At 36.4% G+C, this 15,125-nt stretch carries 18 protein-coding genes; 17 read left to right on the forward strand and 1 reads right to left on the reverse strand.

Annotation, left to right across the window (positions count from 1 at the left end):
- Nucleotides 1–36: 36 nt before the first annotated feature.
- Nucleotides 37–963: an NERD domain-containing protein gene (locus NSQ95_RS04730; protein ID WP_342560423.1), complete on the reverse strand. Its 927-nt coding sequence runs from the start codon at nucleotides 961–963 to the stop codon at nucleotides 37–39.
- A 134-nt stretch (nucleotides 964–1,097) separates the two neighbouring features.
- Here NSQ95_RS04730 and NSQ95_RS04735 point away from each other — a divergent pair, with 134 nt between their 5' ends.
- The 17 genes from NSQ95_RS04735 to pseB all read left to right on the forward strand — a co-directional run bounded on the left by NSQ95_RS04735 (nucleotide 1,098) and on the right by pseB (nucleotide 15,083).
- Nucleotides 1,098–1,679 (forward strand): nuclear transport factor 2 family protein, encoded by a 582-nt coding sequence (locus tag NSQ95_RS04735; protein WP_342560424.1) that lies wholly within the window; start codon nucleotides 1,098–1,100, stop codon nucleotides 1,677–1,679.
- 107 nt (nucleotides 1,680–1,786) lie between these two features.
- Nucleotides 1,787–2,638, forward strand: a complete 852-nt coding sequence (locus tag NSQ95_RS04740; RefSeq protein WP_342560425.1) for a DegV family protein — start codon at nucleotides 1,787–1,789, stop codon at nucleotides 2,636–2,638.
- Between the two features lie 326 nt (nucleotides 2,639–2,964).
- Nucleotides 2,965–3,975 carry a DEAD/DEAH box helicase family protein gene (locus NSQ95_RS04745; protein ID WP_342560426.1) on the forward strand — a complete coding sequence of 337 codons (1,011 nt, stop codon included), beginning with the start codon at nucleotides 2,965–2,967 and terminating at the stop codon, nucleotides 3,973–3,975.
- A 110-nt stretch (nucleotides 3,976–4,085) separates the two neighbouring features.
- Nucleotides 4,086–4,580: a ComF family protein gene (locus NSQ95_RS04750; protein WP_342560427.1), complete on the forward strand. Its 495-nt coding sequence runs from the start codon at nucleotides 4,086–4,088 to the stop codon at nucleotides 4,578–4,580.
- Between the two features lie 46 nt (nucleotides 4,581–4,626).
- On the forward strand, nucleotides 4,627–5,034 hold the full coding sequence (locus tag NSQ95_RS04755; RefSeq protein ID WP_342560428.1) for a TIGR03826 family flagellar region protein: 408 nt from the start codon (nucleotides 4,627–4,629) through the stop codon (nucleotides 5,032–5,034).
- A gap of 177 nt (nucleotides 5,035–5,211) precedes the next feature.
- Nucleotides 5,212–5,475: a flagellar biosynthesis anti-sigma factor FlgM gene (gene flgM / locus NSQ95_RS04760; RefSeq protein ID WP_340884770.1), complete on the forward strand. Its 264-nt coding sequence runs from the start codon at nucleotides 5,212–5,214 to the stop codon at nucleotides 5,473–5,475.
- 13 nt (nucleotides 5,476–5,488) lie between these two features.
- Nucleotides 5,489–5,983, forward strand: a complete 495-nt coding sequence (locus NSQ95_RS04765) for a flagellar protein FlgN (RefSeq protein ID WP_340884768.1) — start codon at nucleotides 5,489–5,491, stop codon at nucleotides 5,981–5,983.
- Between the two features lie 12 nt (nucleotides 5,984–5,995).
- Entirely contained in the window at nucleotides 5,996–7,522 is a 1,527-nt protein-coding gene (flgK, locus tag NSQ95_RS04770; protein ID WP_340884766.1) for a flagellar hook-associated protein FlgK, read from the forward strand.
- Nucleotides 7,523–7,538: 16 nt separating this feature from the next.
- Entirely contained in the window at nucleotides 7,539–8,468 is a 930-nt protein-coding gene (gene flgL, locus NSQ95_RS04775; RefSeq protein ID WP_340884762.1) for a flagellar hook-associated protein FlgL, read from the forward strand.
- 51 nt (nucleotides 8,469–8,519) lie between these two features.
- Nucleotides 8,520–9,074, forward strand: a complete 555-nt coding sequence (locus tag NSQ95_RS04780) for a DUF6470 family protein (RefSeq protein ID WP_342560429.1) — start codon at nucleotides 8,520–8,522, stop codon at nucleotides 9,072–9,074.
- Between the two features lie 14 nt (nucleotides 9,075–9,088).
- Nucleotides 9,089–9,523, forward strand: coding sequence for a flagellar assembly protein FliW (gene fliW, locus NSQ95_RS04785; protein WP_342560430.1), 435 nt, complete (start codon nucleotides 9,089–9,091; stop codon nucleotides 9,521–9,523).
- Complete coding sequence (csrA, locus tag NSQ95_RS04790) at nucleotides 9,523–9,747, forward strand: carbon storage regulator CsrA (RefSeq protein WP_340884753.1); 225 nt, start codon at nucleotides 9,523–9,525, stop codon at nucleotides 9,745–9,747. The genes fliW and csrA overlap by 1 nt, the downstream gene beginning before the upstream one ends.
- Nucleotides 9,748–9,883: 136 nt before the next feature.
- Entirely contained in the window at nucleotides 9,884–10,696 is an 813-nt protein-coding gene (locus NSQ95_RS04795) for a flagellin (protein WP_342560431.1), read from the forward strand.
- Nucleotides 10,697–10,787: 91 nt separating this feature from the next.
- Nucleotides 10,788–12,473, forward strand: a complete 1,686-nt coding sequence (locus tag NSQ95_RS04800; protein WP_342560432.1) for a 6-hydroxymethylpterin diphosphokinase MptE-like protein — start codon at nucleotides 10,788–10,790, stop codon at nucleotides 12,471–12,473.
- Nucleotides 12,474–12,487: 14 nt separating this feature from the next.
- Nucleotides 12,488–12,832, forward strand: a complete 345-nt coding sequence (locus NSQ95_RS04805) for a hypothetical protein (protein ID WP_340862768.1) — start codon at nucleotides 12,488–12,490, stop codon at nucleotides 12,830–12,832.
- A 2-nt stretch (nucleotides 12,833–12,834) separates the two neighbouring features.
- Nucleotides 12,835–14,091, forward strand: a complete 1,257-nt coding sequence (locus NSQ95_RS04810; RefSeq protein ID WP_340884745.1) for a 6-hydroxymethylpterin diphosphokinase MptE-like protein — start codon at nucleotides 12,835–12,837, stop codon at nucleotides 14,089–14,091.
- A 14-nt stretch (nucleotides 14,092–14,105) separates the two neighbouring features.
- Complete coding sequence (pseB, locus tag NSQ95_RS04815; protein ID WP_340884743.1) at nucleotides 14,106–15,083, forward strand: UDP-N-acetylglucosamine 4,6-dehydratase (inverting); 978 nt, start codon at nucleotides 14,106–14,108, stop codon at nucleotides 15,081–15,083.
- Nucleotides 15,084–15,125 lie beyond the last annotated feature (42 nt).

Consider the following 15,125-nt stretch of genomic DNA (forward strand, 5'->3'; position numbering starts at 1 on the left):
CGAACTGGTGCTAAAAAAATACTCTAATATAACTCCTCACAACTTATCTTTCAATTTAAAATATCTTCTATTTGCCTTACCAAAGGCTTGTAATTCAGGCATATTATTTAACATACGCGAAGCAGCGTATTTAGAATCTATTTTGCAGAAATCACGAAAAGCTTTGATTGTTATCTTCGTATTTATTAATTGGAAGTATTCATAAACGGCTGCGATGTGCGCACCTCGATCAGTAACCCCACACTTCCCGCATTTCCATGTAGAGTATTGTCGTTGCATTCCAAACGCTCCACAGCTTGGACACTCGACTCCACGCAGCAAGTCTCCCGGAGCGATTCGATAATATTCGCATAAAGGGGGCATGACATATGGTGATAGACTTCGCTCAATCAAAGAAACAATTTCCTCAAACTTCGCAGAGTCAATTGGCTCGCTCAATCCATTACCATGCATTTGATAGATTCTCTCGATCATGCTTTCTAGTTTGAAAATTGGATAGTTGGAGGGTTTTTCGCGGATGCGACTGGACTTGGCGGTCATGATGATGGCGCCGGTCACCTTCATGGTGGGGCATACATTTCGAAGAAATTCTTTCATGAAGCGGATATTACGCGTTAATTGAAAATAGGGATTGGGGAAGGGAGTTTCAATTCCATCTACTTCTTTATAAAACTCTTCATCTTTAAAATACAAATTGCCGTTCATGTTTTTGGATTCGATTACCATACAGCAGCGGTCACTCACTATTAAACAATCAATCTGTATTTTCCATTCATCCAACAACAAACCTACATTGGAAAATATATGATAGTTTCCTTCTAATCTTAATTCCTCGAGCTTCCCGAGTAACCGATCTTCACCGCGCTCTCCGGCTTCACTCCGCCGGATATCCTCGGTGACGAACGTAAATTGCTCATGCTCCAACGACAATCTTTTTAATAAAATCTTCTGGGTTGGGTACAATAAATTTATTCACCTCCATTCTACATATATCTTACTTCAAACGTCTGAAAATTCCATTATTTTGAATATCGAAACTTATTCGTTGAGTTTTCGTCCTAACTATGACAAAATAACCAACAGCAGGAGGGAAACAGATGAAACTTATAATACAAGGACTTTCTCTAGCAGCAATTATATTAGTACTTGCTGCTTGTAACGATAAAGAAGAAGTAAATTCAGAGGCTGGATCTGTAAATGATGGTGCTCCATCACAGTCAGAATCAGCACTAGATCATGGCGTTAAGGACAAATCAGACGTAGGCTTCGAAATGTCTTCTGACGGAAATGTGGAAGAAGCAACGAATGTACCTGAAAAAGAAAAAACGGCAGTATTAAATGCATTCAACGAATATATAGAAGCATTTAACGCTGAGGATATCGACCGCTATTTGAGTGTAATCTCTAAAAAACCAGAGGGCTTCAACTATGAGGACGATAAAAAGATGGTAATCGAAACCTTCGAAAATTATGATACGGTACGTACAGCCGAAGATGTCACTATTATCGAATATAACGATAAAGAGGCGCAGGTTTACTCTAATCTTCATATTGCCCTTCATGAGCCCGGATCAGGTGCTAAGCTTGATCGAAATGGTCGCCAGGTGACTGTTTTTGCGAAGGAAGAAGGCAAGTGGTTGGTAACAAGTGTCTATTTCATAGGCGAAACATCTGAATAATGAACCACTTCCCCAACGTATATGATAAATATCATGGTTGGGGTCTTTTTATGCTTTCTTTTCCTATCCAGATTAAGTAAACTAGAGTTAGGAGAGTGATTTCTTATATGACGAAAACGGTAGTAGTAACGGATAGCACAGCGTATATCCCTGAAGAAATACGAGCAAGCTTGAATATTCAAATGGTTCCTCTAAGTGTCGTGATAGGAAACGAGACTTATAGAGAAGAAATAGATATTAATACAACAGAATTTTACGATAAAATCAGAAATGAAAAAGCACTTCCAAAAACCTCACAACCGTCTCTAGGAAACTTCGTAACCACCTTCGAAAATTTGGAGAAGGATTATGACTCCATCATTTCGGTTCATCTATCTAGTGGTATTAGCGGGACATTAGCTGGAGCTGAGCAAGCAGGCGGAATGGTAGAGGGAATCGATGTCCACACATTCGATACAGAGATTTCTTGTATGGTACAAGGCTTCTACGTAATACGTGCTGCTGAAATGGCACAGGCAGGAGAAACGCCTGAAGCAATTCTCCAAGAGCTGAACAAAATGAAGCAGTCCATGCGTGCGTATTTCATGGTAGATAACCTGGATCACCTTCACCGCGGAGGTCGCCTAAATGGCTTTGAGCGTGTTATTGGTTCAGTTCTTCAAGTGAAACCAATCCTTCATTTTGAAAATAAAGTCATCGTTCCTTTTGAAAAAGTTCGTACACGCAAAAAAGCGATGAAGCGAATTGCAGACATGCTAGAAGAAGACTCTAAAAAATACGATAAAATCAAGGCTACCATCATTCATGCAAACAACGAAGAAGAGGCTAATGCATGGAAGATACTTCTCGAGGCAATCATGCCAAACGTTGAATTTACGATTAGCTACTTTGGACCGGTTATCGGTACGCACCTTGGAGAAGGATCCATGGGGCTAGGCTGGTACCACGTCGAATCGTAATGATGAACGAGCAATTACAACAATTTCTCACTGGACGCATATGGCTTCGCGCGCACACACCATTTCCGCGCGAGGTCATTGACGACCATATCCGCAGCGGCCACATTCACCTCAAGCCAGGAATAGAAACAGTACAATCCCACTCAATTTTCCAATCAAACAAGCATATCTGCAATCGATGCCACAACACAAACCCATACCTATTTTATTCATTTCCATGTTCCCGTTGTAATAAAACCTGTACCTATTGCCGCCATTGCATCCGCATGGGACGAGTTAGCAGCTGTTCTGAGCTAATTACGTGGGCAAAAGAGCCAGCATATGGAATGACAAAGGACGTTTTTAACTGGAACGGTCAGCTAACGCCGCTACAGCAAAAGGCAAGTGAGGAGCTTCTCAGCAGTGTTCAAAACAACCAATCCCACCTCTTGCATGCAGTTTGTGGAGCAGGTAAAACAGAGCTGCTCTTCCCATCGATCTATACCTCTCTACAGGCTGGTAAACGTGTATGTGTTGCTGCGCCAAGAACAGATGTCATTTTAGAGCTGTTCCCTCGATTTCAAAAGGTATTCCCTAAAACAATTATTCATGCCCTTTATGGAGGAGCTCCAGACCAGGAAGGCTTTGCCACATTAATTTTAGCAACAACTCATCAGCTATATCGCTTCGAGCATGCCTTTGACGTTGTCTTTGTAGATGAAGCGGATGCCTTTCCGTACTACGCAGACAAAACCCTTCAGCAAGCCGTTGTCAAAGCAGCAAAGCCAGATGCCGCCATTCACTACGTCACAGCCACACCAACAGACTCACTACAAACAACTAACCATTCCATTCTTTCTAGGCGATATCACAGACATCCATTGCCAGTCCCACGATTCGATAGTCTATGGGGCTACCAGAGACAATTAAACAAAGGTAAAGTACCAAAAAAGCTGCAGCAATGGATGGATGATAAAATCCAAAATAACCTCCCATTTCTCGTATTCCTGCCAACGATAGAAATGCTTGAGCAATTCCCTGGAGACCTACCTAGGGTTCACGCCGAGCATCCTGAGCGAAAGGAACGGGTCATGCAGCTCCGTGAAAAGAAGGTTCCAGGTCTATTAACAACAACGATTCTAGAAAGAGGAATCACGATAGAAAATGTTCATGTTGCGGTAGTGGGAGCAGAAAAGGCCATTTTCACTGCTAGCGCACTAATTCAAATAAGCGGAAGAGTAGGGCGTTCTAGCTCCTATCCTGATGGGGATATTGTGTTCTTTCATCATGGGATCAGTCACGCGATGGATGAGGCAAAAGAAGAGATTGAGAGGTGGAATGAGCTATCATCTGTTTAATTTGTGGAAGTAGGTTTTCACGCCCTGCGACTTGGAGGAGGCTATTCCTCTATGAAACGGAGAGTGCTTGCTGTGACCGTTGCCGGCAAAACTTTGAAAAAGCAGAAGCTGTGCTTGATTTCTCCGATTTTATTGGAACGACATACGAGGGGGCTGTCGATCAAGTAACCTCCATTTTTACTTACAATGAAGCGATGAAAGACTATCTTCACCAATATAAGTTTCTTCAGGATGTTGCACTTGCTAACGTTTTTGCAGGGGAAATAAAAGCACTACCTATGCATGGAATAGTAGTACCCATTCCAATGCACCCAGAGAAGTTAAAGGAAAGAACCTTTTCTCAAGTGGAGGAGTTATTAAACCATGCAGACATACCATTCCAGAATCTTCTTATCAAGTCTACTCCCAGCGAGCAAGGGAAAAAGTCGAAAAAGGAACGTTTGGGAGCAGAGAATTTATTCGAACTGATCCATGATGTCGAAGCAACGCACTATATTTTATTCGATGATATATACACTACTGGCGCTACCGTCCACCAGGCTGCGAAAATACTGAAGGACGCGGGTGCTAAGAGCGTGGAGGCCATCACTTTAATAAAAGGCTAATCTGCCGATATAATACATAACTAGCAGAAATAGTGGAGGTATGGTCATGGGAGAGCTAAAGAATTGCCCAACATGTGGCGAGTTTTTTAACTATACTGGGTTAAGAGAAGTATGTAATCCTTGTGCAATGAATGAGGAAAAGCAATATGAAATAGTCTATCGATTTTTAAGAAAACGAGAAAATCGAGCTGCTACCGTAGAACGTATCGTAGAAGCAACCGGAGTGGAAGAGTCGCTTTTACATAAATGGGTTCGTAAAGGGAGACTACAGCCAGCGATGTTCCCGAACCTTGGGTATCCATGTGACAGCTGTGGTAAATTGACTCAGGTAGGAAAGCTCTGTGGGAAATGCACTGAGGAGCTAAAGTCAGGTTTACGCCAGTTTGATGCAGCAAAAGAATTCCGAGAAAAAGTAAACAACCAAGAAGCAGTTTATTATAAGGACCAGAAATAACTCTCACCTAGTGTGGGAGTTTTCTTTATAGTTCAATAGACCTACAAAAAGTTTATGATGCTCGTATAATAAGACTCTTTGCCTATTCCAATCATTTCCTTCAAAAGAACTCTAAACACTCGCGAAAATAAACCGAAATAAACAATAGACAATTTTATGAACGAAAGGGGAATGTATATGAAAATCACCAACCATGGTGTCAATCAAATCAATCCATACCAACGCAATCAAATGCAAGTAGGAAAAACACAACAAACGATGAAGCAAGCCGCTGATCAACTTGAAATCTCATCTGCTGCAAAAAGCATGCAGACGAAATCACCGATAGAGGTCAATCAAGCAGAGCGCGTTGCAGCTCTTAAAGCAGAAATTGAGGCAGGCACTTACAAAGTGGATGCGAAGCAGCTAGCTACAAATATTTTAAAATATTATCAAATCTAAAGGAGACCCGAGCATGTCCATCGAAAATATTCTGCACTCTCTAACGAACTTAAATATGCTTCACAAAAGTTTATTAGACATTGCATACAAAAAAACAGAAGCAATCAAAACGGGGGACATGGACAGTCTTAACAAGCTGCTCAAGGATGAGCAAGCGCACGTAGCCGGTATTTCTCAGCTAGAGCAACAGCGTCAATTAGGGGTAACGGATTACCTTCGAGCAAAAGGAATTGCTCCAATCGACAACCCAACTGTAGCCCATGTCTTAGAAAACACCAACACCGAGAAAGAAAAGGAGCAGCTAAGTGCTGCACGAAACCAGCTTCTTCTCACATTAGGAACGCTTAAAGACCAAAACGACCTAAACCAAAAGCTAACATTCCAATCACTACAATTTGTCAACATAACATTAGATATGCTACGACCAAAGCCAGATCAAATAAATTATTCGAAGAACGAAGTAAAGGGTCCTTCCAAGGATAAATCATACTTCGATTCACAAGCTTAAGGAGGCTGACCCATGCGCTCCACATTTATGGGACTAGAAGCAAGTAAACGAGGGCTGTTCACACAGCAGTCCGCTCTTTATACAACAGGACACAATATTTCAAATGCAAACACGCTAGGTTACTCACGTCAGCGAGTGAATATGGAAGCTACACTTGGTTATCCGGGAACTGGCTTGAATGCTCCAAAAACAGCTGGACATATTGGAACAGGAGTTCAAGCACATTCAGTACAACGAATAAGAGACAATTTTATAGATCGACAATATCAACAAGAAACTACAAAGCTAGGTTATTGGGAATCACGTTCTAATGCAATTAGCCAAATAGAAGACATTGTAACAGAGCCTTCTGATTTTGGTTTAAATGCTGCGCTCGATCAATTTTGGAGCTCTTTACACGACTTAAGTGGTAGTCCCGAAAACGCCGCTACTCGTAAAGTTGTTATACAACGTGCTTTACATGTAGCAGATTCATTTAACTATACACATAAACAATTATCCGATATTCAAGGAAACGTAGGGAATGAAATTAAAGTATCAACTGATAAAATTAATTCTATGTTAAAACAAATTGCTTCTATTAATGAACAAATTCAAGCTATTGAGCCAAATGGTTATATGCCAAATGACTTGTATGATGCAAGAGATACATTAATCGATGAGTTAGCCCAATATTTCCCTGTTGAAACTGAACGAGTAGCTTCAGGTGGTAACGCTTTAGCGATTGCCGAAGGAAGTTTGACAGTTAGTCTGAAATTAAAAGATGGTACTAAAGTAGAACTTGTAAAAGGTAAAGATTTTTCACAACTAGAAACTTTAGATACTTCTAATAAGAAATTGGATGGTACGGATTTAACTGCAGGATTTAAGGAGATTAAAATTACAGGTTTGGGCAGTCAAACAATTACTTATGAACAATTAGATCCGTCCAAAGGAAAACTAGTTTCTCTAATTGACTCATTTGGACATGGAAATCCTCCAACTGGTTATTTCCCAGAAACATTAGATAAATTAAATGATATGGCCAATGCTTTTATTAAGGAATTTAACGAGGTTCATAAAAAAGGATACACACTTGCTGAAGAAAATACGCTGAGTACCACTAATCAGGAGTTCTTTACAGGAGTAGGAGCTGCAGGTATAGATGTTCGTGAGGATATCATAAATAACCCTAATTTAATCGCTGCATCAGATGCAGTTGGAGAAGTAGGAAACGGAAAAAATGCAATTAAATTAGCAAACATGAAATTTAATAAGTTAACTGATTTGGATGGCGCAACGGTACAATCTTTTTATCAAGGAGTTATTGGTAAACTTGGGGTAGATGGTGAGCAAGCGAATCGTTTAACGACTAACGCCGGTACGATACTTTTAACGGTTGCAAATAATCGCGCTTCAGTAAGTTCAGTATCTCTTGATGAAGAAATGACTAATATGATTACATTCCAACAAGCGTACAATGCGAATGCACGTATGATTACGGTAATTGATGAGACTCTAGACAAAATAATAAACGGCATGGGTCGAGTAGGCTTGTAGAAAAGGGGATATTTAAATGCGTGTAACACAATCAATGCTTTCTAGTAATATGCTTCGTAATCTCTCCAACAGCTATTCCAAAATGGGGAAACTACAGGATCAAATTAATACGGGGTCAAAAATTAGCCGTCCTTCAGATGATCCAGTAGTAGCTGTAAAAGGAATAGGTTATCGAACAAATTTAAATAAAGTAGAACAATATAAGCGCAATATGGGGGAAGTAGAAAATTGGTTAGATACTTCCGATGATACCCTTGATCATGTTGGAATTGCTCTTCGTCGTGTTCAAGAGCTTGTAACCAATGCTGCAAATGATACGAACACAGACGAAGACCGGGAAAAACTAAAAAAAGAAATAGATCAAATTAAACTACAAATTCGTGATTTAGCAAACACCAAAGTTGGAGAAAAATATTTGTTTAGTGGAACAAATACTCTGAGTCCTGTTTTTGAAAATGGAAAATTTGCTGGTCAAACTTTTACAGAAGGTGACAGCCTAACTAATTTAGCTATTTCTGCTAACGCTGGCTTTAAAAACTCAGTAGAAATTGAAGTGTATGACGGAGTAAATTTAGATATTAATACTAAAGCTATTGATATGTTTGCTCAAATTGACGATATGCTAACAAGTATTCAAAAAGATTTAGCAGATCCTACTGGAACATTAGGAAGTAAAATTGGTGATCATTTAAGTACAATAAGTACTGTGCAAAATAAAGTGCTTGAAAATCGAGCTGATATCGGGGCTCGTCAAAATCGGGTAGATATGATGATCAATCGTCTTGCGACACAGGAAGTAGTTGTAACAAAGCAACTATCTGATAATGAGGACATTGATTATGAAAAAGTAATCACAGAAATGATTACTCAGGAATCAATTCATCAAGCTGCACTTTCAGTAGGTGCCAAAATCATTCAATCCACATTAGTAGATTTTATTAGATAATTCAAGGCGTTTGGACAACCTGTTCAAACGCCTTCTTTCGAGGTGAGACAAATGAATTTTCCACAGCTTCAAATACGGACCACAGATGCGAAGTTAGGTCTTAATATCGTTAATGCTAACCAAACAATTAAACAACCGAAGGCAACTCAACATATTGAACAACCTGCTGCAATTGTAGAAATAGACACAACTCGTGGTATTATGAGAATTGATGCTTCTCAAGCAAGAAGAGATATTGGATTAATAGGACCCCTCGAATCTGCTTCTAACTTTGCGGCAGAGGGGCGAAAAAAAGTCATGCAAGGGATAGCCAGGCGTGTTAGGGAAGGAAACCAAATGATGGATATTGCCCATAACCCGAATGCAGTTCCATCTATTGCTAAACAAAACACATTTCCTCATAAAAAGGCTTTAGGTATAGATTTTATTCCATCGGTAGGTTCAGTAAAATTAAATTATGAGCCAGCTAAGCTGGATATAAATGTTCAAACACAAAAGCCCACAATAAATGCACAAATAAATAGACCAATTTACGATTACACACCAGGGAAAGTATCAGGATTTATGCTGCAAAATCCAACGATTGAAATTGACTTCATAGTCTAAAGGAGTAATGAATTATGAACATTGAAACAAAATTTTTAGGATCAATTGTAATAGATGAAAAAGAAATTATTCAATTCCCACATGGAATACCAGGGTTTGAAGAAATAAAGGAGTTTGTAATCTTACCCTTAGAAAAGGATTCACCTTTCGCAGTACTTCAATCAATTAAAGAACAGGAAATTGGCTTTGTTATTGCTTTCCCTTTTGCATTTAAAAATGATTATACATTTGATATTTCTGAGGACGATAAAGAGGACTTGCAAATAGAAAAAAGTGAAGACTTAATCACTTACTCCATTGTAACCTTAAGAGATCCATTCCATAGTTCCACAATAAATTTACAAGCCCCTTTGTTGATTAATACCAAAAATAGACTTGCTAAACAATTAGTATTACAGGATGCAACCACTTATCCGATTAGGTTTCCTATTGAAGGGAGTGCTTTATAATGCTTGTTCTTTCAAGAAAGAAAGACGAATCTATAATGATTGGCGACCAAATAGAACTGAAAATACTGAGTGTAGATGGTGACCAGGTAAAGCTGGGAATAGTAGCACCCAAAAATATAAAGGTATACCGATCAGAAGTATATGAAAGTATACAAAAGCAAAATAAAGAGGCGTTAAATATCTCCCAATCATTAATAGAACAAATTTCCAAAAAAAATATCTAATAAACTATTAAACTATCTTCAACTTGTACGATAATACTAATGTAAGGCAGAAATGGGGCGGCCGACCTTATACTGCCAAACAACTTCCACAAGGATGTGGAACTAAATAAACCAAAATTCAAGGAGGAATCTCACAATGAGAATTCAACACAATATTTCAGCTTTAAACACACACAGAAACTTAACAGCTAACCAAGGATCATCTGCTAAAAACTTAGAAAAATTATCTTCAGGTTTCAAAATCAACCGCGCTGGAGACGACGCTGCTGGTCTTGCGATCTCTGAAAAAATGCGTGGACAAATTCGCGGTTTAGATATGGCTACTAAAAACTCTCAAGATTCAATCTCTCTAATCCAAACTGCTGAGGGTGCTCTTAACGAAACGCATTCAATTCTACAACGTATGCGTGAATTAGCAGTTCAATCTTCAAATGATACTAATACAACTTCTGACCGTGGAGAATTACAAAAAGAAGTTAAAGAATTAATCACTGAAATTGGACGTATTGCTAGCGATACAGAATTCAATACAAAGAAATTATTAAATGGTTCAGCTTCTGCACTTAACTTCCATATTGGAGCTAACGAAGGACAAAGTATTACACTAGCTATTTCTGATATGAGAGCAACTGCTTTAGGTGTAGATGCTATTTCTATCTCTTCACAAGGAGATGCAGATACTGCTATCACTACTATTCAAAAAGCTATTGATGATGTTTCTGCTGAGCGTGCAAAACTTGGTGCTAACCAAAACCGTCTAGAACACACAATCAACAACCTTGGAACTTCATCAGAGAACTTAACTGCAGCTGAATCTCGTATCCGTGACGTAGATATGGCTAAAGAAATGATGAACTTCACTAAAAATAATATCTTGACTCAAGCAGCTCAATCTATGCTTGCTCAAGCTAACCAACAACCACAAGGTGTACTTCAATTATTACAATAATCGTAAATGAAAGACCGAATTCCTTTTTGGAATTCGGTTTTTTTATTGATATTTATTTATTCACGCCGATATAGAACAAGAGGTGGAATTTGTGAATCTTGAAATAGAAAATATTAAAACTAAAACAAATGGATTTACTTTGAGAATAAACGGATATTTTTTGCATAGTAAATATAATCCAGTTAAAGAAGCCGAACAATTAGCCATTAATCATTTTAAAAAAAATCATATCCATATACTGTTTGGTAATGGACTGGGGTATATAACAGAAGCTTTACTTTCGATAATGGACGCTAAAAGTACATTATTGGTAGTGGATCCGTTAGTAGATGAATTATATAAATATAGTAAAAATACAAATAAAGCAACTATTATAAAGCAACTTACAAACGAAAACTTTGGAACTTATTTGGGAGCAAGCCTTGATAATTATAATAGAAATGTCACTATTTTTTCTTCACCAAATTACGATAAGTTATTCCCAAAAGAGTACAAAGAACTATTAAAATTAGTCAAAAATAAATTAAATTTAAATATCATAAATGAAAATACAGTTCGTTTTTTTGCTGACACTTGGCAGAAAAATTATATTAATAATCTCTTCTTGGCTCAGAAGGATTACTCAGTGAAAATATTAAATAAAAAATTTAATTGTCCCGTTATCATAGCATCAGGTGGACCATCATTAACAAAACAAATTCCTATGTTAAAAGAAAAATTGGAAAATGTCTTGTTAATTGCAGCGGGTTCAACTGTAAATACTTTGCTTTCACATGGAATTGAACCGGATTTTGTAATTTCAGTTGATGGTGGAATAGAGAATTACAATCATTTTCAAGAATTAAAGTTAAAAAAGCCACATCTTATATATAGTATGACAAATCATTATAAAATTAGAGACTCATTTCATTCTAAGTGTTTCTTTTTCGTTTCAAATGAATTTGTGAACTCAAAGGATAATATTGAGTATACTTTAAATAGGGAAGTTCCAATCATATTTGGTGGAGGCTCTGTAGCAAACTATGCATTTTCCATAGCAAGTTACATCTCAAATGGACCTATAGCATTGATAGGTCAAGACCTGGCATATACTTCCAATAAAACACATGCCGAGCATAATAAACACTATAAGATAATTGATGATCAATATAGAGAAGAAAGAGCGATGTTTTACGTTAAGGGTTATAATAACGAAGATGTCCTTACTGATTATGCATTTTTGTCAATGAAAGACACTTTTGAAAGACTTGTGAGTATAGTAAAACATGAAAATTCTATCTATAATTGTACAGAAGGTGGTGTGTTTATAGAAGGATTTAAACATGATACCTTTAGTAATTTCTGCAGAATACACGTAGGGAACAAAATTCAAAAGGATATTTTATTTCCTAATGAAATTAATGATTATAATGGATTTACAGAAAAAATTAAAGAAGAAATGACAAATTATAATAAAATTATTAGTTTTTTAAATTTAGGTTTACAGGAATTGAATAATAATAAAAACAATGTAGCTTTTTCAAATAATAGTTTAAGGAAATTGAAAAATGTGGATGAGGAAATAGGAAGGTTGTTCTCTAAAGTGTCTATGAGCACAATTATAAATCCTATTACAATAGATATTTTAAAAAAATTTCAAGAAAAAGAAGGTGAAACAACAAGTGAAACCTTCAATCGAATTTATAGCCAAAATAAAGAACTTTATTCTAGATTACTAGAAGCTGCAATAATATCAAAAAAATATACAGAGAACTTAGTAAAAAAAATAGAGAGTTGAAGAGGATGAAATTAATGAGCGATTTATTAAAAGATACAGTAGAGAGTTACAATAATTATTTAGTAAGATTGCCTATAGGTTGCCAAGAAATTTCGGACTTACTTAGAAAAGATCATATTATGGATGCCATGAATTTAATTACTAATTTTAGTGAAGGAGTTATATGGTTAACAACTGCTAACGACTTTTTTTTAAAGAGTAACTTACAAAGTGAATTAAATGCTAAAAAAATTCATGAGTTTTTATACGAAGTAAATAGTGGATTAGAAATTCAAGATTATATTCTTATTGCTGATATGTTTGAATACGAAATAAAACCTTTTTTTGACGAATGTCCAGCAATAGAATTTACAAACTGATTATGGAATTTAAGGTTGAGGTTGCCAAAAGTGGGGAAAACACCTTACTCTATAATGGGAAATATATTTATAGCAAATATCATCCTTCCAAAGATGCCGAAAAGTTTATTGAGAATGAAGTAGACTTTGATGCAAAAGGGTATTTATTGGTTGGTTTAGGATTAGGTTATCATTTAGAAAGTTTATTAAATCTTGCTCCCAATAAAAATATATTGCTATTATTGTTAGACATAGAAGAAATGAATATTTTTAAAAAACATTCAAGAGACAAGCAAATAATTTGTCAGAAAAATGTTAAGCTTATTAAAGCAGGAGATAAAATTCAAGAGTATTTAGACTATCAAGTGATTTTACCGAATGTCTGGTTAAAAGCAATTTCTGAAAACCATCCATATTTCACAATTTTAGAGGATATTAAAATTAGACAAATGAGTTATAACTCTACAGCGCAACTTTTAAAAAGTAACTTTTTAAGTAATATTCAAAATAGTAACTTGTATGTTAATGGATTAAAAAATTCTTTTGAAAATAAAAGTGCCTGTCTGGTATCAGGTGGCCCATCTTTAAATGAGACTGTGAAATGGCTTCAAAAAGCAAAAAACAAAACTTTCATTTTAAGTGTAGGTTCTTCATTGAAAACATTATTAATGCATGGTGTTGTTCCTGATGCAATTATCATCACGGATCCGTCAATAAATGTTGTAAAACAAATAGAAGATAGTCGATATAAAGGCCATTTGTTTTATTTATCAACAGCTAATAATGAAATGTCAAAGATACATGATGGTCCTAAAATATTGTTATTTCAGCAGGGATATTTTCTGGCAGAGCAATATGTATTAAAAAACGAAAGTCCACTAATGGAGACTGGTGGGTCTGTTGCAACAACTGCAATTTCGCTTATTGAATATTTAGGCTTTAAAAAACTTTTTTTATTTGGTCAAGATTTAGGGTTTAAGGGTAAGAGAACACATTCTACTACATCCACTTCTGGGATTGAAATAGCAGAGAGATTTAACTTTAGAAAGATACTTTCTAACAACGGGGAAATGATTAATACAACTCCTAATTTAAGTACCTATCATCGTTGGATAGAAAGAAAGGCAAGAAATTCAAATATGACAATTTATAACACAGCGAAAGATGGAGCTAAAATTGAGAATGTTCCAATGATTAAACAAGATATTTTTGTAGAATATATCCAAACTCTTTCAGATTGTCAGTTTAAACAAATATTAGAAAATAAGTTGAAAAACTAAAAAAGGTGAAATCAATGCAAAATAAGACATTATCTAAAAAAACGATACTAGTAACTGGTGGAACGGGATCATTCGGGAAAAAAATTATACGTAAATTACTAGAAATTGATGTAAAAAAAGTTATTGTTTTCAGTAGAGATGAGTTAAAACAATATGAGATGGCACAGGAATTTCATGATAATAGGATTAGGTTCTTTATAGGTGATGTTAGAGATAAAGATAGACTTTATCGTGCTTTTGATGGAGTAGATATTGTCATCCATGCTGCAGCAATGAAGCATGTTGAAGCATGTGAGTACAATCCATTTGAAGCTGTAAAGACGAATATTCATGGTGCGCAAAATATTATAGAAGCTGCAATAGACCGTGGTGTAGAGAAAGTCATAGCTCTTAGTACAGATAAAGCATGTAGCCCAGTGAATCTATACGGAGCGACTAAACTAGCATCGGACAAATTATTTGTTGCGGGAAATTCTTACGTTGGTGAAAAGAAAACTCGTTTTTCTGTTGTTAGATACGGAAATGTCGTTGGTAGTCGAGGAAGTGTAGTACCATTCTTTAAAAAGTTAAAGGAGACAGGTACGTTGCCTATTACTGATGAGCGTATGACACGATTTTGGATTACTCTTGATCAAGGGGTTCAATTTGTTTTAGATAATTTAGAGCGAATGCATGGTGGAGAGATTTTCATTCCTAAAATTCCAAGTATGAAAGTTACAGATTTAGCAATTGCAATAGCGCCTGAATGTGAAACTAAAATTGTAGGGATTCGTGCAGGAGAAAAATTACACGAAGCTATGATTACCGAAGATGACGCACGTCATACTGTTGAATTTGATGATTATTTTATCATACAACCTGAATTTTCTTGGTGGTCCAAAGAATTTGCTACGGGAGGAAAGCTTCTTCCAGAAGGCTTTAAATATGCAAGTGATATTAATGATGAATGGTTATCTATTGAACAATTAAAAGAATTAGTGGGAGAGATTTAGGCACCGTCTAAGCATTTTCATATCTGATAATTTTTTGAAAGA

Origin of the sequence: Psychrobacillus sp. FSL W7-1457 (assembly GCF_038593405.1) — a bacterium.
In the GTDB taxonomy this organism is placed as follows: Bacteria; Bacillota; Bacilli; order Bacillales_A; family Planococcaceae; genus Psychrobacillus.